The 17,615-nt window shown below is 71.4% G+C and carries 15 protein-coding genes, 1 tRNA gene and 7 pseudogenes; 8 read left to right on the plus strand and 15 right to left on the minus strand.

The window, feature by feature from the left end; genetic code table 11:
• Positions 1-3: 3 nt before the first annotated feature.
• Positions 4-444: a phage holin family protein gene (locus ACZZ0J_RS06680; protein WP_463435829.1), complete on the plus strand. Its 441-nt coding sequence runs from the start codon at positions 4-6 to the stop codon at positions 442-444.
• Positions 445-465: 21 nt separating this feature from the next.
• Here the strand turns inward: ACZZ0J_RS06680 and ACZZ0J_RS06685 are convergent, their stop codons facing one another.
• Both ACZZ0J_RS06685 and ACZZ0J_RS06690 read right to left on the minus strand, forming a co-directional pair.
• Positions 466-972, minus strand: a complete 507-nt coding sequence (locus ACZZ0J_RS06685) for a hypothetical protein (RefSeq protein WP_194646462.1) — start codon at positions 970-972, stop codon at positions 466-468.
• Positions 973-1,012: 40 nt separating this feature from the next.
• A pseudogene (locus tag ACZZ0J_RS06690) lies at positions 1,013-1,382 on the minus strand (DUF5997 family protein).
• A gap of 310 nt (positions 1,383-1,692) precedes the next feature.
• On the opposite strand from ACZZ0J_RS06690, the gene ACZZ0J_RS06695 reads away from it, so the two are divergent.
• Both ACZZ0J_RS06695 and ACZZ0J_RS06700 read left to right on the plus strand, forming a co-directional pair.
• Positions 1,693-2,229, plus strand: a complete 537-nt coding sequence (locus ACZZ0J_RS06695; protein ID WP_463435831.1) for a LysR substrate-binding domain-containing protein — start codon at positions 1,693-1,695, stop codon at positions 2,227-2,229.
• Complete coding sequence (locus ACZZ0J_RS06700; protein WP_463435833.1) at positions 2,226-2,696, plus strand: N-acetyltransferase family protein; 471 nt, start codon at positions 2,226-2,228, stop codon at positions 2,694-2,696. The genes ACZZ0J_RS06695 and ACZZ0J_RS06700 overlap by 4 nt, the downstream gene beginning before the upstream one ends.
• 84 nt (positions 2,697-2,780) lie before the next feature.
• On the opposite strand, the gene ACZZ0J_RS06705 is transcribed toward ACZZ0J_RS06700, so the two are convergent.
• From ACZZ0J_RS06705 to ACZZ0J_RS06715, 3 genes and pseudogenes are all read right to left on the minus strand, one after another.
• On the minus strand, positions 2,781-3,566 hold the full coding sequence (locus tag ACZZ0J_RS06705) for a DJ-1/PfpI family protein (protein WP_463435835.1): 786 nt from the start codon (positions 3,564-3,566) through the stop codon (positions 2,781-2,783).
• Positions 3,567-3,644: 78 nt separating this feature from the next.
• On the minus strand, positions 3,645-4,136 hold the full coding sequence (locus ACZZ0J_RS06710) for a DNA-3-methyladenine glycosylase I (RefSeq protein ID WP_463438150.1): 492 nt from the start codon (positions 4,134-4,136) through the stop codon (positions 3,645-3,647).
• Positions 4,042-4,782: pseudogene (locus ACZZ0J_RS06715) on the minus strand (VOC family protein); the annotation flags it as partial. The gene ACZZ0J_RS06710 and the pseudogene ACZZ0J_RS06715, both read right to left, overlap by 95 nt.
• Before the next feature lie 370 nt (positions 4,783-5,152).
• Between ACZZ0J_RS06715 and ACZZ0J_RS06720 the strand changes: the two are divergent.
• Positions 5,153-5,407 (plus strand): hypothetical protein, encoded by a 255-nt coding sequence (locus ACZZ0J_RS06720; RefSeq protein WP_463435837.1) that lies wholly within the window; start codon positions 5,153-5,155, stop codon positions 5,405-5,407.
• A gap of 214 nt (positions 5,408-5,621) precedes the next feature.
• Here ACZZ0J_RS06720 and ACZZ0J_RS06725 read toward each other — a convergent pair whose 3' ends face one another.
• The gene (locus ACZZ0J_RS06725; RefSeq protein ID WP_194646471.1) at positions 5,622-5,957 is read right to left on the minus strand and encodes a hypothetical protein; all 336 of its coding nucleotides are present in this window, start codon (positions 5,955-5,957) and stop codon (positions 5,622-5,624) included.
• A 22-nt stretch (positions 5,958-5,979) separates the two neighbouring features.
• Positions 5,980-7,650 carry a sodium:solute symporter family protein gene (locus ACZZ0J_RS06730; RefSeq protein WP_194646473.1) on the minus strand — a complete coding sequence of 557 codons (1,671 nt, stop codon included), beginning with the start codon at positions 7,648-7,650 and terminating at the stop codon, positions 5,980-5,982.
• Between the two features lie 142 nt (positions 7,651-7,792).
• Between ACZZ0J_RS06730 and aroQ the strand changes: the two genes are divergently transcribed.
• The 3 genes and pseudogenes from aroQ to ACZZ0J_RS06745 all read left to right on the plus strand — a co-directional run bounded on the left by aroQ (position 7,793) and on the right by ACZZ0J_RS06745 (position 9,585).
• The gene (gene aroQ, locus ACZZ0J_RS06735; RefSeq protein ID WP_123313893.1) at positions 7,793-8,236 is read left to right on the plus strand and encodes a type II 3-dehydroquinate dehydratase; all 444 of its coding nucleotides are present in this window, start codon (positions 7,793-7,795) and stop codon (positions 8,234-8,236) included.
• Between the two features lie 298 nt (positions 8,237-8,534).
• A pseudogene (locus ACZZ0J_RS06740) lies at positions 8,535-9,226 on the plus strand (Gfo/Idh/MocA family protein); the annotation flags it as partial.
• 11 nt (positions 9,227-9,237) lie between these two features.
• Positions 9,238-9,585 (plus strand): Gfo/Idh/MocA family oxidoreductase, encoded by a 348-nt coding sequence (locus tag ACZZ0J_RS06745; protein WP_463438151.1) that lies wholly within the window; start codon positions 9,238-9,240, stop codon positions 9,583-9,585.
• A gap of 131 nt (positions 9,586-9,716) precedes the next feature.
• Here ACZZ0J_RS06745 and ACZZ0J_RS06750 read toward each other — a convergent pair whose 3' ends face one another.
• Complete coding sequence (locus ACZZ0J_RS06750; protein WP_463435841.1) at positions 9,717-10,283, minus strand: NAD(P)H-dependent oxidoreductase; 567 nt, start codon at positions 10,281-10,283, stop codon at positions 9,717-9,719.
• Positions 10,284-10,372: 89 nt separating this feature from the next.
• Here ACZZ0J_RS06750 and ACZZ0J_RS06755 point away from each other — a divergent pair, with 89 nt between their 5' ends.
• A complete protein-coding gene (locus ACZZ0J_RS06755; RefSeq protein WP_463435843.1) occupies positions 10,373-10,918 on the plus strand; it encodes an MSMEG_6728 family protein in 546 nt (181 codons plus the stop codon).
• Positions 10,919-10,987: 69 nt separating this feature from the next.
• Here ACZZ0J_RS06755 and ACZZ0J_RS06760 read toward each other — a convergent pair.
• The 7 genes and pseudogenes from ACZZ0J_RS06760 to ACZZ0J_RS06790 all read right to left on the minus strand — a co-directional run bounded on the left by ACZZ0J_RS06760 (position 10,988) and on the right by ACZZ0J_RS06790 (position 17,461).
• Positions 10,988-11,069 (minus strand) — tRNA-Ser (locus tag ACZZ0J_RS06760).
• A 322-nt stretch (positions 11,070-11,391) separates the two neighbouring features.
• Positions 11,392-11,658: a hypothetical protein gene (locus ACZZ0J_RS06765; protein WP_131921776.1), complete on the minus strand. Its 267-nt coding sequence runs from the start codon at positions 11,656-11,658 to the stop codon at positions 11,392-11,394.
• Between the two features lie 93 nt (positions 11,659-11,751).
• Positions 11,752-12,938: pseudogene (locus tag ACZZ0J_RS06770) on the minus strand (cysteine desulfurase family protein).
• Between the two features lie 2 nt (positions 12,939-12,940).
• The gene (gene nadC / locus ACZZ0J_RS06775) at positions 12,941-13,819 is read right to left on the minus strand and encodes a carboxylating nicotinate-nucleotide diphosphorylase (RefSeq protein ID WP_463435846.1); all 879 of its coding nucleotides are present in this window, start codon (positions 13,817-13,819) and stop codon (positions 12,941-12,943) included.
• A pseudogene (locus ACZZ0J_RS06780) lies at positions 13,816-15,446 on the minus strand (L-aspartate oxidase). The gene nadC and the pseudogene ACZZ0J_RS06780 overlap by 4 nt, the downstream one beginning before the upstream one ends.
• Before the next feature lie 38 nt (positions 15,447-15,484).
• A pseudogene (nadA, locus tag ACZZ0J_RS06785) lies at positions 15,485-16,755 on the minus strand (quinolinate synthase NadA).
• 8 nt (positions 16,756-16,763) lie between these two features.
• Positions 16,764-17,461: pseudogene (locus tag ACZZ0J_RS06790) on the minus strand (NUDIX hydrolase).
• Positions 17,462-17,615 lie beyond the last annotated feature (154 nt).

A 17,615-nucleotide genomic window follows, 5' to 3' on the forward strand; every position in this document is an offset into this window, starting at 1 on the left:
CCCATGAGCACCACGGACCACGACGACACCACGACCAGCAGCAAGCCGTCCTTCCGCGACACCGTCACCGCCGGCCTGGTGCAGAAGGCGCTGGAACCCGTGCTGCGCGCCGTCCGTGACGAGGTGGCCTCGGCTCGGCGGGAGATCAGCGAGCGGGCGAACGGCGCGAAGACCGGGCTGGTGCTCACCGGCGCCGCGGCGGCCTTCGCACTGACCACGCTCGTGCTGCTGGCCGGACTCGTGGTGGCACTCCTGGCCCTGGCGCTGCCGGTCTGGGCCGCGACGGGGATCACGTTCGCCGTGTTCGCCGTCGTCACCGCGATCTTGTTCGTGGTCGGACTCCGAGGGCTCCGACGGGGCGTGCCGCCGGTGCCGAAGGACACCCTCCGCGCAGCGAAGGACCGTGTCACGCACACGGGCGACTCGTCGGCCACCACCGACTGAGCCCCGACGGGCGCTCCCGCGCTACATCGCGAGGGTCATGCCGACGACGGCGACCGTCATCGCGAAGACCTCGCCGCTGCGCACGGCGCGCCGGTCCTCCTGCGCCCACTCGTACCGCAGGAGCCACCCGCTGAACGCGCAGTAGCCGATCACGCCGGCACCGAGCACCGCGGACAACGCGATGCCGTGTCCCGCGTGCCCGTCGGCGACGCCGGTCGCGTGGCCCATCAGGAGCATGCCGGCCATCACGACCGCCGACAGCGCGCGGTGCACGTCCATCGGCTCGGCGCGGCGGCCGTCGGCACGGCGTCGGCGCATCACCGGCAGCGGTGCGAGCAACAGCAGGAGCGTCGCCGCCAAGAGCGTCCACACCGCACCCGCGTGCACCACGGGCATGAGCATCGCGACGAGCATCACCGCGGCCGGCACGATCACGCCGGGGCGCGGTCGGTAGCGGTCGCCGACGATGCAGCACACCGACGCGAACTGCGGCACGACGAGCATGGCGTCGGCGACGGTCTCGTGCACGGCGGGTCCTCCAGCTGCGCCCGGCGCGGTGCCGGGCGGGTCAGTCCTCGGCGCGGGAAGCGGCCTTGGCGGCGCGCTCCTGCTTCACACGGGCGTTCTCCGCGTGCACGGCGGCCTGCGTCTCGCGCTCGCGGACGAGCCACTCGGGCTCTGCTCGAGCAGCGTCTTGATCTCCGCCGTGGTGAGCGCGTCGTCGATCCCCGCACGGGTCAGGCCCGAGATGGAGACGCCGAGCTTCTGCGCCACGACGGGACGCGGGTGCGGGCCGTCACGTCGGAGGTCCTCGAGCCACGTCGGGGGTTCGGTCCGGAGCTCGTCGAAGGCGGTCCGTGTGACGGGAGCGCCCTGGAAGGACTCGGAGCGGCCGCCAGCAAGATGCCGAGCTTCTTCGCAGCCGTTTCGGGCTTCATGGTCTGTTCCTGCGCCATGCCCCCTAGAGTACGGCCCCTATGCTCGTCTGCATGACCGCGGCACTCACCATCGCATTCGTGCCCGGGGTCTCCCCGGCCAAGTGGGCCCGTGTCTGGCGGGATCGACACCCCTCGATCGAGCTGCGGCTGCGGCCGATCGGGTCCGACGACGTCGACGACACGCTCGACGGCGAGGTCGACATGGTCTTCGCACGCATGCCCGTCTCCGAGCAGCACAACGCCATCCCGCTCTGGACCGAGACGGCCGTGGTCGCGATGCCGAAGGACTCCCCTCGCCGACCTGGCCGAGGTGGACCTCGAGGACGCCGAGGTGCACGTCGTCGACGCCGGTCCGGTGCCGGCCGACATCGCCGCCGCGCTCGACCTGGTCGAGGCGAACGTCGGCGTGGTCGTGCTCCCCCAGTCGCTCTTCCGCGCGGCGAGCCGCAAGGACCTCGTCGCGCGCCTGCTCTTCGGCGCCCCCGGCACGCAGATCGCGCTGGTCTGGCGAGACGAGGACGCCACCGAGACGACCGAGGAGTTCATCGGCGTGGTGCGCGGACGCACCGCCAACAGTTCGCGGAACCAGCCGACCGGCACCGATCGCGACGTCGAAGAGGCCCTGCGTGCGACGCAGGCCGGCTCGAAGGCCGGCGGCGGGTCGGGCAAGGGCGGGTCCGCCAAGGGCGGAGCGGGTGCCGGAAGCGCCGGCGGCAAGGCGAAGGCCAAGTCGCCCGGCAGCGGCAAGTCCGGAAGCGGCAAGAAGTCCAACACCGGCAAGGGCCCCACCCCCGGCCGCGGGAAGATGCGCGGCAAGCCGAGCCGGGGTTCCAAGGGCAACCGATGACGGACACGCGCCTGCAGGAGATGCCGGCCACGCGCCTCCCGGCCTGGCTCGACCGGACCATGGCCGAGTACGTGGCGTCGCGGATGCAGGCGGGCGAGACCCGCGAACAGGCCGAGGCGAACAAGCAGAAGTCGCTCGACCAGTGGTTCCCGGGCGGGGCCCCGGCCGACGGGCACCTGGTGTGGGACGTCCTCGACCAGGACGACACCACGGTCGGGTACCTCTGGATCGGCCCGTTCGCTCCGGGCGGGACCGACTGGTGGGTGTTCGACGTCGAGATCGACGAAGCCGCACCGTCGTCGCGGACACGCCCGACGTGCCTCGAGCTCGGCCAGCGGGCTGCAGCGGAGCACGGGGCGACGAGCATCGGGCTCAACGTGTTCGGCTACAACACCGGCGCGCAGGACCTGTACGCCTCGCTCGGGTACGAGGTCACCGCGACGCAGATGCAGAAGCCGCTGGTCTGAGGGCTCTGCCGCGTCGTCACTGCGGGCGCGTCGTCACGGCGCGTGCTTCGTCAGGGCATCTGTGTCGTCAGGGCATCTGTGTCGTCACGGCAGGACGGCAGCCGCTGCGCGGGTGACGCGGTCCCCGCGAGCCGCCTCGGCCGCGGCCCGTGCGCGGGCGACCACGACAGCGTCGGCGCGGCTCCGCGGAGCCCGCGTCGAACGGCGGCCGCGGGTCGTACTCGATCTGCAGCTGGATCGCCTCGGCCGCTGCCTGCCCCGCGAGCTCGGCCGCCAGCCACAGCGCCATGTCGATGCCCGCACTGACGCCGGCCGCGGTGACGATCGCGCGTCGTCGACGATCCGTTCGTCGACCGGCTGCGCACCGAACGCCTCGAGCATCGGCTTCGACGCCCAGTGGGTGGTCGCCCGTTTGCCGGCGAGGAGCCCCGCGGCACCGAGGACGAACGCCCCCGTGCAGACCGACGTCACCCAGGTGGCGCGCTCGGCCTCGCGCCGGACGAACCCGGTGAGCTCTGGGTCGAGCATCGCATCGAAGGCACCGTCGCCACCGGGGACCACGAGGACGTCCGCCGGACCCGCGTCGGCGATGGTCGTCGTCGGGACCAGCGCGAACCCGCAGTCGGTCGGCACCGGATCGAGCGTCGCCGCCACGTACTCGACGCGTGCGCCGGGTACCCGGGAGAGCACCTGCGCCGGACCGGTGAAGTCGAGCTGCGTCAGGTCCGGGAAGAGCAGGAAGGCGATCCGGACCTCGGCGGGGTCGTGGCCCGGCTCCGTCGCCGAGTCCCCGGCCGCGTCCGGCGTGGGAGCGGGCACGTCGACGGGCACGGCGACGACGTCGGCGTCGACCGGGTGGACGGGACGCACGCGCGGGTTCGGCTGGTCGGTGCTCCATGCCGCGACCCTAGCCCGGTGCGCTCGCTGGCGGCGTGGACGGCGTCCGGGTCAGTTCCAGACGCCCGAGGTCCCGCGCCGGTGGCTGCCGAGCAGGTGCGTGTCGACGATGCCGAGCGCCTCCATCAGGGCGTGCATCGTGGTCGGACCGACGAACGCGAAGCCGCGCTTCCGCAGCGCCTTCGACAGTGCGACGGACTCGTCGGAGGTCGTCGGGACCCGGGCGTACGACTCGGGCTCGGGCGTCGTCGCCGGACGGAACGACCAGACGAAGTCGGACAGCCCGCCGTCCTGCCGCAGGGCGACCGTCGCGTTCGCGTTGGTGATGGTCGCGAGGATCTTCGCCCGGTTCCGGACGATGCCGGCGTCGGCCATCAGCCGGGCGACGTCGTCCTCGCCGAAGCCCGACGGTGTCGGGGTCGAAGTCCGCGAACGCCGCACGGAACGCCGGACGCTTCGCCAGGATCGTGCGCCAGGACAGGCCGGACTGGAACGCCCGAGTGACAGCCGCTCGAACACCCCGCGCTCGTCCCGCACGGGCATGCCCCACTCGGTGTCGTAGTCGCGGAGCAGCTCGTCCGTCGATGCCCACACCGGCCGGGCGAGTCCGTCGTCGCCGATCACCAGGTCGGAGTGGGGCGCCTGCTGCGGGCTCGGTGGCTGCGGGCTCGGTGGCTGCGGGCTCGGTGGCTGCGGGCTCGGTGGCTGCGGGCTCGGTGCTCATCGCACCATCCTGGCGTGCGCCGCCGACACCCTCGTTGTCGACCGTGTGGTCACTGGCCGGCGGGCCGTCCTGGGCGGCCTGCGGGTCCATCCACACGTACTCCCACCGGTGGCCGTCCGGGTCGGTGAAGCTCCGCTGGAACATGAAGCCGAGGTCCATCGGCGCGCGGTCCTCGCTCCCGCCGGCCGCGACGGCGGCATCGACGATGCGGTACACCTCGTCCTTCGACCCGGCGGTGAGCGAGTTGATCACCTCGACGGTGCCGGCGTCGGCGATCGTCTTGTCGGTGAAGTCGGCGAACTTCGCGTGGGTGAGCGCCATGACGTAGATCGTGTCGCTGACGACGATGCACGCAGCGGTGTCGTCGCTGAACATCGGGTTGATCGAGTAGCCGAGGGCTTCGTAGAACGCCTTCGAACGGTCGAGGTCGGTGACGGGCAGGTTGATGAAGACCATCGTGTCCATGGGGAGGTTCCTTTCGTCACGCTCAACCTGGCCCGTGGTGCGACGATGCGCAACCGTTCCGTCGCGGTACGAACTGATACGCAATATGCTGATCCGATGCGGGCGTACGTCGATGAATCGGAGCCGGGCGGCGGACGCGACCACACGACGTACTTCATGGCTGCCGTGGTCATCACGGCGTCCGCCTGCGAAGCGGCACGTGCGGACGTCCGGGCAGCGACACCGAGGCGGATGCGGAAGCTGCACTGGTACGAAGCCCTCCCCGGTCAGCGGCTCTCGTGGCTCGACCTCCTCCGAGCGGGCGGTCGAGATCGTCGTCGTCCGCTACGAGGGCGCGGCTGCGCGCGCCGAACGGCGACGACGCCGGTGCTTGGAGCGACTCGTCTGGGAGCTCGAGTTGCGGGGCGTCACACTCCTCGTCCTCGAATCGCGAGGGAGGGCACGCGATGACGGCGACCGGTCGATGTTCGATGCCCTTCGACGACGAGGAGTCGGCGTTCCGGTGCGACACGAGCACGTCTGCGGGGTCGATGAACCACTGGTCGCACTGGCTGACCTTGCCTGCGGTGCGCACGTGGCGGGCCTCGACGACGAGCTCGACAGCACCGTTGTCCGCGTGGGGTGAACGAGCCTGGACAGCGCAAAACCCCGGTCCCGCGCTGGCTGCAGGATTCTCCGGGGCTCACTTTCGACCGAGCAGCACGCGGTCGACATATCAATTTTACGAGCCCAGCGCGGGCCACGTCAAGTGATCCTGAACACCGACCCGGAACGACGAAGCCGCTGTCGTGCGACAGCGACGTCGTCGTTCGAGTCGGCTCAGTGGCGCGCGACCGGGGTCAGGCGGACGCTCGACCCTCGCCGGCGGCCTTCTGGTCGGCCTCGGCCTCGGCCTGGCCGATGATGTCCTCGGCCGGCACCGGGTTCAGGCGGTCCCAGAGGAAGAACAGCAGGCCGCCGACGAGCATCGACAGCCCGACCCACAGGTTGATGTGGATGCCGCCGGTCTTCTCGGGGTCGCTGTCCCAGTGGACGATGCCGACGATCGTCACGATGACGCCGTAGAGCACGAACAGGCCGCCGAGGATGCGGCGCAGGTCGAGACGACGGGTCGAGCGGACGAGGGCGGCTTTCTGCTCCTCGGTCAGCGCGCCGGGGGTGGTGGTGTCACTCATGGTCGGTGATCTCCTTCGCGGATCAGAGGAACGGCAGGTACAGGACGACGCACAGGATCAGTGCGACGGTGCCGAGCAGTGCGGGCGAGCGGTACCAGGCGGTGTCGGTCGCCACGGAGTCGCCGTGCAGGTCGATCTTGCCGATGCCGTAGACCAGACCGCCGAGCTCCTTCTCGTCCTTGGGCGTGGTGAACATCGAGACGATGAAACCGACGATCAGGACGGTCACGAACGAGATGATCGCGCCGTACAGGGTCTCGGCGGTCGCGGTGGCGAACAGGTCCGGGTTCACGAGGTACGCGATCCAGGTGATCGTCGGCGTGACGATACCGAGCACGTAGCCCCAGAGCGCACCCTGCGTGGTCATCCGCTTCCAGAGCAGACCGAGGATGAAGACGGCGAACAGCGGCGCGTTGAAGAACGAGAACAGCGTCTGCATGTACGTCATGATGTTCGACGCCTGGGCCGCGATGAACGCGGTCGCGATGCCGACCAGGACGCCGACGACGGTGACCCAACGACCGGTCTTCAGGTAGTGGATGTCCGGCATGTTCGGCTTGATGTAGCGCTGCCAGATGTCGTAGGTGAAGACGGTGTTGAACGACGAGACGTTGGCCGCCATGCCGGCCATGAACGACGCGAGCAGACCGGTCACCGCGACGCCGAGCACACCGGTCGGCAGGTACATCTGGATGAGCTTCGGGATCGCGTCGTTGTAGGTGAGCGAGCCGTCGGCGAACTGGTTGCCGACGACCGCCGCGGCGATGAGACCGGGGATCACGACGATGGCCGGGATGAACAGCTTCGGGATCGCGGCGATGAGCGGGGTCCGGCGCGCTGCGGACATGTTCTTCGCCGAGAACGCGCGCTGCACCTCGGTGAAGTTGGTGGTCCAGTAGCCGAATCCGAGGACGAAGCCCAGACCGAGCACGATCGCGAGCCAGTTGGCGCCGATCGGGTTGGTCACGTCACCGAAGCCGGTGCCCGCCCAGGCCTGCAGATGCTGCACGCCCTGGGTCTCGGTGATCGCCTTGCTGAGCCCGTCCCAGCCGCCGACGCGGTGCAGACCGACGATCGTCAGCGGGATGAGCCCGGCGATGATCACGAAGAACTGCATGACCTCGTTGTAGATCGCGCTGGAGAGCCCGCCGAGGGTGATGTAGACGAGCACGAAGCCGGCGGACACGACGATGGCCAGCCACTCCGGCCAGCCGAGCATCGCCTCGATGACGATGGCCATGGCGTAGAGGTTGATGCCCGCGATGAGGACGTTCGACACGGCGAACGCGATCGAGTTCACCAGGTGCGGGGCCTTGCCGAAGCGGCGGAGCATGAACTCCGGCACCGACCGGACCTTGGAACCGTAGTAGAAGGGCATCATCACGAGCCCGAGGAACACCATGGCCGGCACCGCGCCGACCAGGTAGTAGTGCAGGGTCGCCATGCCGATCTGGGCACCGTTGGCGGCCATGCCGAGGATCTCGGTCGCACCGAGGTTCGCGGACACGAAGGCCAGGCCCGTGATCCACGCCGGCATCGAGCGCCCGGACAGGAAGAAGTCCATGCTCGTCCGGACCTGTTTGCGGGCGGTGAACCCGATCCCGATGACGACCGCGAAGTACACGATGATCATCAGGTAGTCGACCCAGCCCAAGTCGAGCCGGATCCCTTCGTTCGCTGCAGCGAGAACCATTCAACATCTCCACGTCAGTGTGTTGCAGTCGACAACTCCGCCGACCCGGACGGAGATGTTACACCGAATTGTGACCGTTCACATAGCCGAGGCATGTGTCTGCCGGCGGCACTCCGTGGCCCGCGATCGCTAGGCTCGCCCCATGACCGACCAGGCGCGAATCCTCGTCCTCAACGGACCGAACCTCGACATCCTCGGGCGGCGCGACCCGGAGCAGTACGGCACCGTGACGCTCGCTGAGCTCGAGGCGATCGTGCACACCGAGGCGGCCGTGCACGAACTGGACGCGGACTTCCGCCAGACGAACCGCGAGGGCGAACTCGTCGAATGGCTGCACGAGGCCCTCGACGACTTCGCCGCCGTGGTGATCAACCCCGCGGCCTACGCGCACACCTCGGTCGCGTTGCACGACGCGGTCGAGGCACTGTCCGTCCCCGTCGTCGAGGTGCACCTGTCGAACACGTGGAAGCGCGAGCCCTTCCGGCACGTCGACCACGTCGCCACCGCCGCGACCGCGGTCATCGCCGGCGCGGGCGCCGACGGCTACCGCCTGGCGGTCGCACACGTCGCGTCGCTCATCGCCTGACGCCCGTCACGTCGCACCGGCGTCTCTCGCCCCGCCGAGGTTCCGAGATCTCGGAACCTCGGCGCCGCTGCCGCCTCGGAGTGGAACCTCGGCGTCACGCGGACGGCAAGTCGTGGAACCCGGCGGTCGCGCACGTCGCGCACGTCGCGCACGTCGCGCACGTCGCGCACGTCGCGCACGTCGCGCCCGACACGTGCGCACGAGGCGGACGGGAGGCCCGTGGCGGGGCCGCAGCGGGCCTCCCGTCCGCCTCGTTGGAACGTTCCCAACGCTGGCCGGACGCGCTAGGTTCATATGTATGGACAAAGTACGCATCGGACTCGTCGGCTACGGCATCGGAGGGCGGGCGTTCCACCGCCCGTTCCTGCTGGACGCGACGGGCGTCGACCTCGTCGGTGTCGTCGCCCGTTCGGCCGCCAAGCACGAGCAGCTCGCGACCGACCTGCCCGGCGTCACCGTGCACGACTCCCTCGGTGACCTGATCGCCGCGGGCGTCGACGCCGTCGTCGTCACCACTCCCCGTCCACCCGCCGCGAACTCGTCCTGCAGGCGATCGCCGCCGGGATCGCCGTCGTCGCGGACAAGCCGTTCGCCCCGGACCCGGCCACGGCGCGCGAGATCCGACAGGCCGCGGCCGATGCCGGCGTCGTGATCACGCCCTTCCACAACCGCCGCTGGGACACCGACCTCGCGACCCTCCGGAGTGTGCTGGACGCCGGACGGGTCGGGGCGCCGCTCCGCTTCTGCTCCCGCTTCGACCTGGTCGAGCGGCACGGCATCGCGACCGGCATCGGCGGCGGCGTGCTCTCCGACATCGGCTCGCACCTGGTCGACCAGGCCGTGTCGTTGTTCGGACCGATCGCCCGGGTGTCCTGCACGCTCGACGTCCGCGATGCCCGCTCGCTCGGCCGCGACCAGGACGGCCAGATCGACGCCGGCTTCACGCTCGCAGCGACGCACGTGTCCGGCGTCGAGTCCGTCCTGACGTCGAACAAGGCCGGGTGGCTGGGCGCACGGCAGCTCCGCCTCGACGGTGTCGACGGCACGTACGAGGCCACGAGCACCGACGTGCAGGCACAGGCAGCCGTGGCGGGTGCGTCACCTGCCGACGACCGGTCGGCCTGGGGAGTCGAGCCCTCGTCCGGGACCTCACGACGGAGTCCGGCACGGTCGACGTCCCGTCGGCACAGAGCTCCTACACGGACTACTACGAGCGGTTCGCACGGGCCGTCCGCGGGCTCGGTCCGGTGCCGGTGCCCGTCGACGACGCGGTGCACGTGGTCGAGGTGCTCGACGCGGCGCGCCGGTCGGCGGCGTCGGGCGAGACGGTCACCGTCCCCGCTCCGTAGGCGTTCTTTCCCACAACACTTGCGATACAAGGTCGAATAGGGCGTACCTGGTGAGAACTTCAGACCAGGTACGCCCGAATCGGCCAGGAACGCGCAGAAGGGTCAGAAGTCGGCGGGGCGCCGCACGTCGGTCAGGCCGGCCGTGGCGAAGCCCCGCGGATGATCGGGATCGCCCGGCGCACGGCCTGGTCGATGCGGAGTTCGAGGTCGACGTTGCCGATGCCGTAGCCACCTTCGCGCTTGGTGAAGTCGCGCTCGTTGCCGAACACCCCGATCGGCAGCGTCGTCGACTGGAAGAAGCCGAACAGCGGGCGCATCTGGTGCTCGACGAGCAGGGCGTGACGGTCGCTGCCGCCCGTCGCGGTCAGCAGGACCGGAGTGTCGACGAGGTCGTACTGCCCGATCCAGTCGAAGAACAGCTTGAACGCGCCCGAGTAGGCGGCGCGGAACGCCGGGCTGCCGACGACGAGCACGTCGGCGGCCTCGACGGTCTCGAGTGCCGCGCGGGTGCGCTCGGACATCGCCTCACGCGAGGACGCGGCACCGAGGTCGGCCAGGAGCGGGCCGATCTCGATGGTCTCGGTGCGGGCACCTTCGATCTCCTGCCCGAGGCGTGCCACCGTGGCGGCGACCAGGGTGGACGTCCTCGAGGGGTCCGAAGGGCTACCGCTGACGCCGACGACCAGTTCTCCACTCATGCGGTCGATGCTCACACGCCTGCCACGGGAGCGGTCCGCGTGTGACGACATGTGTCGGGTGCCAGGCCCCGCGGGTACCGTCCCGCGGCATGCAGACGTTCTTGCCGTACGCCGACTTCCGGGCCTCTGCCGAGGTCCTCGACGACCGGCGTCTCGGCAAGCAGCGCGTGGAGACCCTGCAGGTGATGCGGGCGCTGACGCTGCCGGGGTACGGCTGGCAGCACCACCCGGTCACCGCGATGTGGCGCGGCTACCGTCCGGCGCTGATGGCGTACCAGGAAGCGACGTGCCGCGTCTGGCTCGACCGCGGGCACGTGGACACCTGCCGGGAGAAGACGCTGCTGGACCTCGGGCGGGTCCCGGAGGACCTGGCGGCGTACGAGCGCGGTGAGGTCCCGATCCCGCCGTGGAACGACGACGAGGCCCTGCACGCGTCACACCGCTCGAAGTTGGTGCAGAAGGCGCCGGAGCACTACCGCGAGTTGTTCCCGGACGCACCCGACGACCTCGACTACGTCTGGCCGGGCATGCCGGACACCCCGGGCACGCCGGACGCACCCGGCACGCCGGACGCACCAGGCACGGCCGCAGTCGTCACGCCACCGGGATCCACCGCGCACCGTCGCGGCGCGTGACGACGTCGGAGCGGATCTCGACCACGTCGCGAAGGCCGTGCACGGTCGCATCGCGCACGACCACTGCCGTGGCGTCGTCGTCGGACTCGAACCGGACGACCGCGCACGGCACACCGCGCAGCAGGCGGACGTCCTGCGCCTCGACCACGGCGTGCTCGGCGACCAGCCGGGCCGCAGCGGGCAGGACGGCGTCGGGCGCGGTGCCGGCGGCGAGTGCGCCGATCGCCAGGGTCACACGGTACGAGGGCATGCCCCGACGGTAGCGGGAGCGGGAGACACCGGGAGCCCGCCGTGGGCTGCAGGGGAACTGACGTCGTTCAGGGGGTCGACGTCGGCCCACGGCGGGTCGCGGTGTGTGGCGGGACGCGACGACAGGGGGAACGTCGCGCCCCGCTCCGGATGTCGATCAGGGGTATCGACATCCGGTCTGGGGCACCGGCCGGGTCACGGGAGGAGCCGGGCGGTGTCGGACCTCAAGGGTGTTCGGTGTCCTCTCGGTACCGGTCCGTCTCGATCGGTGCGGGCATCGATCGTCGAGCGGCGGCGGGTCGGATCATGGGGAGCAGGGCGCTCCCGACGGTCGCGAGCGCTCCGACGGCGGCGATCAGCCCGAGGGGGGCGGTGCCGAGGTCGTGCTGCGCAGCCAGGGCGAGCGCGACGAGGGTCGCCGGTGCGGGCAGGAGCTGCACCGCTCGGAAGCGGTCGTCCCGTCGCGTCCGGGTCATCATCACGTTTGCCATGTGGACACTCTGGCGCAGATTCCGTGTCCGCATAAGGGGGGACACGACCCCACTCATGGAGTAGAACGTCTAGTACACCCAGGATGCGATGTGTCAGCCGAGTGCGCGGACCGTGGCCACGGCGTCCGCGACCGCTCCGACGACGACCGGCACGTCCTCGACACCGAGGGAACCGTCGAAGGTGAGTCGGAGCGCGGTCCGGGCGACCTCGTCCGGGATCCCGAGCGCGGTGAGCACGTGCGACGCCTCGGTGCTGCCAGCGGCGCAGGCGCTGCCCGACGAGGACACGACGTCGCGCCGTTCCAGCTCGAGCAGCACGGTCTCGCCGTTGACCCCGGGGAAGCAGAACGACGCGTGCCCGGGCAGCCGGTGCGCGCGCGACCCGGTCACGAACGCGCCGGGGACGGCGGCGAGCACCCCGTCGAGCACGGCGTCACGGACGGCCGTCGCGGCGGCAGCTGCACCACCAGAGGCAGCAGCAGCATCCGAGGCAGCACCACCACCAGAGGCAGCAGCACCACCGGCGGCCACCAGCCCGAGCGCCGTCGCGACCGCCACCGCGCCGGCGACGTCCTCGGTGCCGGAGCGTCGGCCCCGCTCCTGTCCCCCGCCGTGCAGCAACGGTTCGACGGGCACCCCCGACCGGACCGCGAGCACACCGGTCCCCTTCGGCGCCCCGAGCTTGTGCCCGGACAGCGACAGTGCGTCGACGCCCAGGACGTCGAGCCCGATCGGCAGCCACGGCGCGGACTGCACGGCGTCGGTGTGGAAGCGCGCGCCGACCGCGTGGGCCTCAGCGGCGAGCGCCGGGACGTCCTGCACGGTGCCGATCTCGTTGTCGGCGTGCGCGATCGACACGAGGGTCGTGTCCGGCCGGAGCGCCGCGCGCAGCACCGACGGGTCGACCAGGCCGTCCGACGTGACCGGCAGCACCGTGACGTCGAAGCCGTGGAAGCGTGCCAGGTACGCGCAGCTCTCGAGCACGGCCTCGTGCTCGATCGCGCTGGTGACGACGTGGCGTCCGCGTGGGGCGGCGAGCGCGATCCCCTTGACCGCGGTGTTCGCGCCCTCGGTCCCACCCGTGGTGAAGACGACCTCGGCCGGTCGGCAGCCGAGCACGCCGGCGACAGTGGCCCGTGCGGCCGCGAGCCCGCGCGCGGCCTCGTCCCCGACACCGTGCGTCGACGACGGGTTGCCGAACACCCCGGTCAGGTACGGCCACATCGCCTCGAGGACCTCGCGGCGGACGGGGTCGTGGCCGCCCGGTCCAGGTAGAACACGGTCAGTCCCCGGCCGCCACCGCGATGTCGAGCCCGAGGTCGAGCGCCCGGGCCGAGTGCGTGAGCGCCCCCACCGAGATGACGTCGACCCCGGTCGCGGCGATGGCCGCGACGGTGTCGAGGGACACCCCGCCCGACGCCTCGACGAGCGCACGACCCGCGACGATGCCGACACCCGTCCAGAGCTCGGCCGGCGTGAAGTTGTCGAGCATGATCGTGTCGACGCCCGCCGCGACGACGGGCTCGATCTGGTCGATGCGGTCCACCTCGACCTCGACGTGCACGGTGTGCCCGAGCCGCTGCCGTGCGGCGGTGATCGCGTCGCCGATGCCGATGCCGCCGGCGAGCAGCACGGCCAGGTGGTTGTCCTTGGCCAGCACGGCGTCGGACAGCGACGTGCGGTGGTTGTGCCCGCCGCCGCAGCGCACGGCGTACCGCTCGAGCGCACGGAGGCCCGGCGTGGTCTTCCGGGTGTCGACGATCCGCGCCGAGGTGCCCGCAGCGGCCGCGACGTGGGCCGCGGTGGCGGTGGCGATGCCCGACATGCGCTGCACCAGGTTCAGCGCCACCCGCTCGGCGCGGAGCACCGAACGCGCCGACCCCGTCACGGTGGCGAGCGTGTCGCCGGCGGTGAACGCGGACCCCTCGTCGGCGTGCAGGGCCGCCCGGATCGACGGGTCGACCGCGTGCATGACCGCCACGAAGACGGTCCCGCCGCTCAGCACTCCGGGCTCGCGGGCCGCGAGCGTCGCCGTCGCGGTCGCGTCGGCCGGGATGAGCGTCTCGCTGGTGACGTCGCCCCAGGGCGCGTCCTCTTCCAGCGCGGTCTCGATGACGCGGCGCAGGGCGTGCGGCGGGATGGTGCCGGGGTCGATGGTCATGCGGGAACCTCCTGCGGAACGGCGATGTGTCGAGTGACCGTCTCGGCGACCCAGGCGTACGAGGCCGGGGCTGCCGGATCGGTGTCGGGGTGGTCGGTGCGGGCGTGGGCGCCGCGGGACTCGGTACGGGTCTCGGCGGCGAGCGCCACCAGCCGTGCCAGGTCGAGCAGTGCGCGGTCCTCGTGCTCGCGCACGCCGCCGGTGGCGGGCGCGGTGAGCGCGTCGAGCTCGCGCCGGGCGCTCGCCAGTCCGGTCGCGTCACGCAGCAGCCCGACGCGGTCGGTCATGACGGCCTGGACCGCCTGGCGGACGTCGGTGGACCCGTCACGGTGATCGGGGCCTCCCGGCCAGGTCTGACGGGAGGCGCGGATCACGTCCGCCGCTCGGGGAACGCTGGTCACGCGCAGGTCTGCGTTCCCCCGCAGGCGGAGCAGGCCGGGCCGGGGTCCGGCGACCGCGTCCGCTGCGCGGACCGCGAAGACGAGTCCCTCGAGCAGGGAGTTCGAGGCCAGTCGGTTCGCTCCGTGGACCCCGGTGCAGGCGGCCTCGCCGATGGCCAGCAGCCCCGGCAGGCTGGTGCGCCCCTCGGCGTCGGTGGCGATGCCGCCCATCGAGTAGTGGGCCGCCGGGGACACCGGCACACCCTGTCGGGTCCAGTCGAAACCGGCCGCACGGGTGGCCCGGGTGAGTCCGGGGAACCGTCCGGTCAGGAAGTCCGCGCCGAGTCCGGTGGCGTCGAGGAGCACGGGTGCGCCGCCCTGGTCGCGGACGGCGGCGGCGATGCCGCGGGCGACGACGTCGCGCGGTGCCAGCTCGGCGTCCGGGTGCACCGACGTCATGAAGCGGCGTCCGCGCGCGTCACGGAGGACGGCTCCCTCGCCGCGGACAGCCTCGGAGACGAGCCCGCCGTCCGGCACTGCGAGGCGGGTCGGGTGGAACTGGACGAACTCCAGGTCGGCGACCACCGCTCCGGCACGCCACGCGGCGGCCACGCCGTCCCCCGTCGCCACGAGCGGGTTGGTGGTCTCGCGGTACAGGTGTCCCGCTCCCCGGAGGCCAGCACGACGGTGTCGGCGTCGATCCGTCGGGCTTCGCCGAGCAGGTCGAGGACGTCGATGCCGACGACGGTGCCGTCGCGCACGACCAGGTCGGTGAGGCAGGTGCGCTCGAGGATCGTGACGTGCTGGCGGTGCAGCGCGTCGATGAGCGTGCGCTCGATCGCGGCGCCGGTCGCGTCGCCGTCGGCGTGCACCACGCGCCAGCGTGCGTGCGCGGCTTCGCGCCCGCGGGCCAGGTCGTCGCCGTACCGGTCGAGTGCCGACGGGTCGGTCGAGCGGTCGAACGGCACACCGAGGGCGAGCAGGTCGCGGACCCGCGCCGGTCCGTCGGTGCAGAGGACCTCAACGGCGCGCACGTCCGCGCTGCCGGCCGCCGCGACGTGGGTGTCGGCCTGGTGCAGCGCCGGCGAGTCGTCGGCACCGAGCGCCACCGCGACCCCGCCCTGGGCGTACGCGGTGGCGCTGTCGGCGAGCGCGCCCTTCGTCACCAGCGTGACGTCGTGGACGGCGCTGGCACGGATCGCTGCGGTCAGTCCGGCGATGCCGGAGCCGACGATGACGACGTGCACGGTGGTCTCCCTCGGTCGTTCGGGGTCGGGCTCGGGGGTCAGCCGCGGGGCTTGGCCGCGAGCATGCGCTCGAGCGCGACCTTGGCGTCGGCCTGGACCTCGGCGGGGACGACGATCTCGTTGAGGACCTCGCCACGCACCAGGGCCTCGAGCACCCAGGCGAGGTAGCCCGGGTGGATCCGGTACATCGTCGAGCACGGGCAGACGACCGGGTCGAGGCAGAAGATCGTGTGCTGCGGGTACTCAGCAGCGAGCCGGTTCACCATGTTGATCTCGGTGCCGATCGCGAACGTGGTCGGTTCGGTGGCCGCGGCGACGGTCTTCCGGATCAGGTCGGTGCTGCCGGCGTGGTCGGCGGCGTCGACGACGGCCATCGGGCACTCCGGGTGGACGATGACCTGGACACCGGGGTGCTCGCGTCGGGCCTGGTCGATCTGGTCCACGGTGAAGCGGCGGTGCACCGAGCAGAAGCCGTGCCAGAGGATGACCTTCGCCGCCTCGAGGTCGCTCTGCTCGTTGCCACCGAGGGTTTCCGGGGGTTCCACATCGGCATCAGGTCGGTGCTGATCCCCATGGCCTTGGCGGTGTTGCGACCGAGGTGCTGGTCGGGGAAGAACAGCACGCGCTGCCCGCGCTCGAACGCCCACTCGAGCACCGTCGCGGCGTTCGAGCTGGTGCAGACGATGCCGCCGTTGCGCCCGCAGAACGCCTTGAGGTCGGCAGCGGAGTTCATGTAGGTGACGGGGATGACGGGCACCCGGCCGTCGGCGTCGGGCTCGGTGCCGTAGACGGCGGTCAGCTCGGCCCAGGCGGCCTCGACGCTGTCGATGTCGGCCATGTCCGCCATCGAGCAACCAGCGGCCAGGTTCGGCAGGATGACGCGCTGGTCGTCGCGGGCCAGGATGTCGGCGGTCTCGGCCATGAAGTGCACGCCGCAGAACACGATGGCCTCGGCGTCGGGCTTCGTCAACGCCGCGTTGGCGAGCTGGAAGGAGTCACCGAGGAAGTCCGCGTGCCGGACGACCTCGTCCCGCTGGTAGAAGTGCCCGAGGACGACGACCCGGTCGCCGAGCGTCGCCTTCGCCCGCTCGATGCGCGCGTGCAGCTCGTCGGTCGGCGCGGTCTTGTACTCGTCCGGCAGCACGCCCTGGCGCGGTGCGCTCGTCGGGATGACGTCGGTCATCGACGAGCCCGGGCCGTACCCGGGCCGGGAGTCGAAGTCCCACGTGGGCATGGCGAGGTCGGGCGTGCAGGTGCTGCCGCCGGCCTTGCCGTTCGAGATGAGGTCGATGGTCGTCGCGATGGACACGGTGGTTCCTATCGGTTCTGCGGTCGTGTGCCCTGCTGCAGCGGGCCGTTGTCCGCGTAGGCCAGGTCGGGGTTCGAGCGGTACAGCCGGGCCGGACGGTGCCGACCCCGCTCGTGGTCTCGTCGGTCGGCAGGATCGCGTCGGTCTTCTCGACCTGCCGACGGAAGTTCGCGGGGTCGAGCGCGCGCCCGAGCACCGCCTCGTACACCCCGCGCAGCTCGGCGAGGGTGAACCGGTCCCCCAGGAAGGCCTGGGCGATGCGGGAGTACGACATCTTGGTGCGGAGCCGCCAGAGCGCGTACTCCACGATCCGGTCGTGGTCGAAGGCGAGCGGCGGGTGCTCGTCGGCGAGGAACCAGCGGACGTTCCAGTCGTCCGGCACGACGTTCGCCTCGTCCGGGTGCACGAGCGCCCAGTACACGATCGACACCACCCGGCTCGGTGAGCGGCCGACGTCGCCGAACGCGTAGAGCTGTTCGAGGTAGCGGGGCTGGACGTTCGTCGTCTCGCGCAGGCGGGCTGCGGCGGAGTCCTCGAGTCCCTCGTCCACGCCCACCCAGCCGCCGGGCAGCGCCCACGACCCCTCGAACGGTTCGGCCACCCGACGCACCAGCGGCATCCACAGCGCCGGTGCCCCGGTGTCGGGGTGCGGGCGCAGCGCGACGATCACGGTCGAGACCGCGACGCGGATGCCTGCTTCGTCCATGGTGGACCTTAATGTCAATCTGACTCGAAGTGTTCGGGTTGCGATGACACTATCACCGCTGCGCGGTGTGTTGCGCCCGTGAGGGACTCCGGGTCGTCACGAACCGGAAACAGATCGTCACGAGGCCGAAAACTCCGGGAGGCCCCGCGTGGAT

This window comes from Curtobacterium sp. AC272, assembly GCF_979258155.1.

Excerpts from the sequence above, each read along its gene's own strand:
- nadC (WP_463435846.1), bottom strand. The coding sequence starts at position 13,819 with ATGACCATCGACCCCGGCACCATCCCGCCGCACGCCCTGCGCCGCGTC.
- ACZZ0J_RS06710 (WP_463438150.1), bottom strand. The coding sequence starts at position 4,136 with ATGCCCGTGCGGGACGAGCGCGGGGTGTTCGAGCGGCTGTCACTCGGG.
- ACZZ0J_RS06755 (WP_463435843.1), top strand. The coding sequence starts at position 10,373 with ATGCAGACGTTCTTGCCGTACGCCGACTTCCGGGCCTCTGCCGAGGTC.
- aroQ (WP_123313893.1), top strand. The coding sequence starts at position 7,793 with ATGACCGACCAGGCGCGAATCCTCGTCCTCAACGGACCGAACCTCGAC.
- ACZZ0J_RS06700 (WP_463435833.1), top strand. The coding sequence starts at position 2,226 with ATGACGGACACGCGCCTGCAGGAGATGCCGGCCACGCGCCTCCCGGCC.
- ACZZ0J_RS06730 (WP_194646473.1), bottom strand. The coding sequence starts at position 7,650 with ATGGTTCTCGCTGCAGCGAACGAAGGGATCCGGCTCGACTTGGGCTGG.
- ACZZ0J_RS06725 (WP_194646471.1), bottom strand. The coding sequence starts at position 5,957 with ATGAGTGACACCACCACCCCCGGCGCGCTGACCGAGGAGCAGAAAGCC.
- ACZZ0J_RS06750 (WP_463435841.1), bottom strand. The coding sequence starts at position 10,283 with ATGAGTGGAGAACTGGTCGTCGGCGTCAGCGGTAGCCCTTCGGACCCC.
- ACZZ0J_RS06765 (WP_131921776.1), bottom strand. The coding sequence starts at position 11,658 with ATGGCAAACGTGATGATGACCCGGACGCGACGGGACGACCGCTTCCGA.
- ACZZ0J_RS06680 (WP_463435829.1), top strand. The coding sequence starts at position 4 with ATGAGCACCACGGACCACGACGACACCACGACCAGCAGCAAGCCGTCC.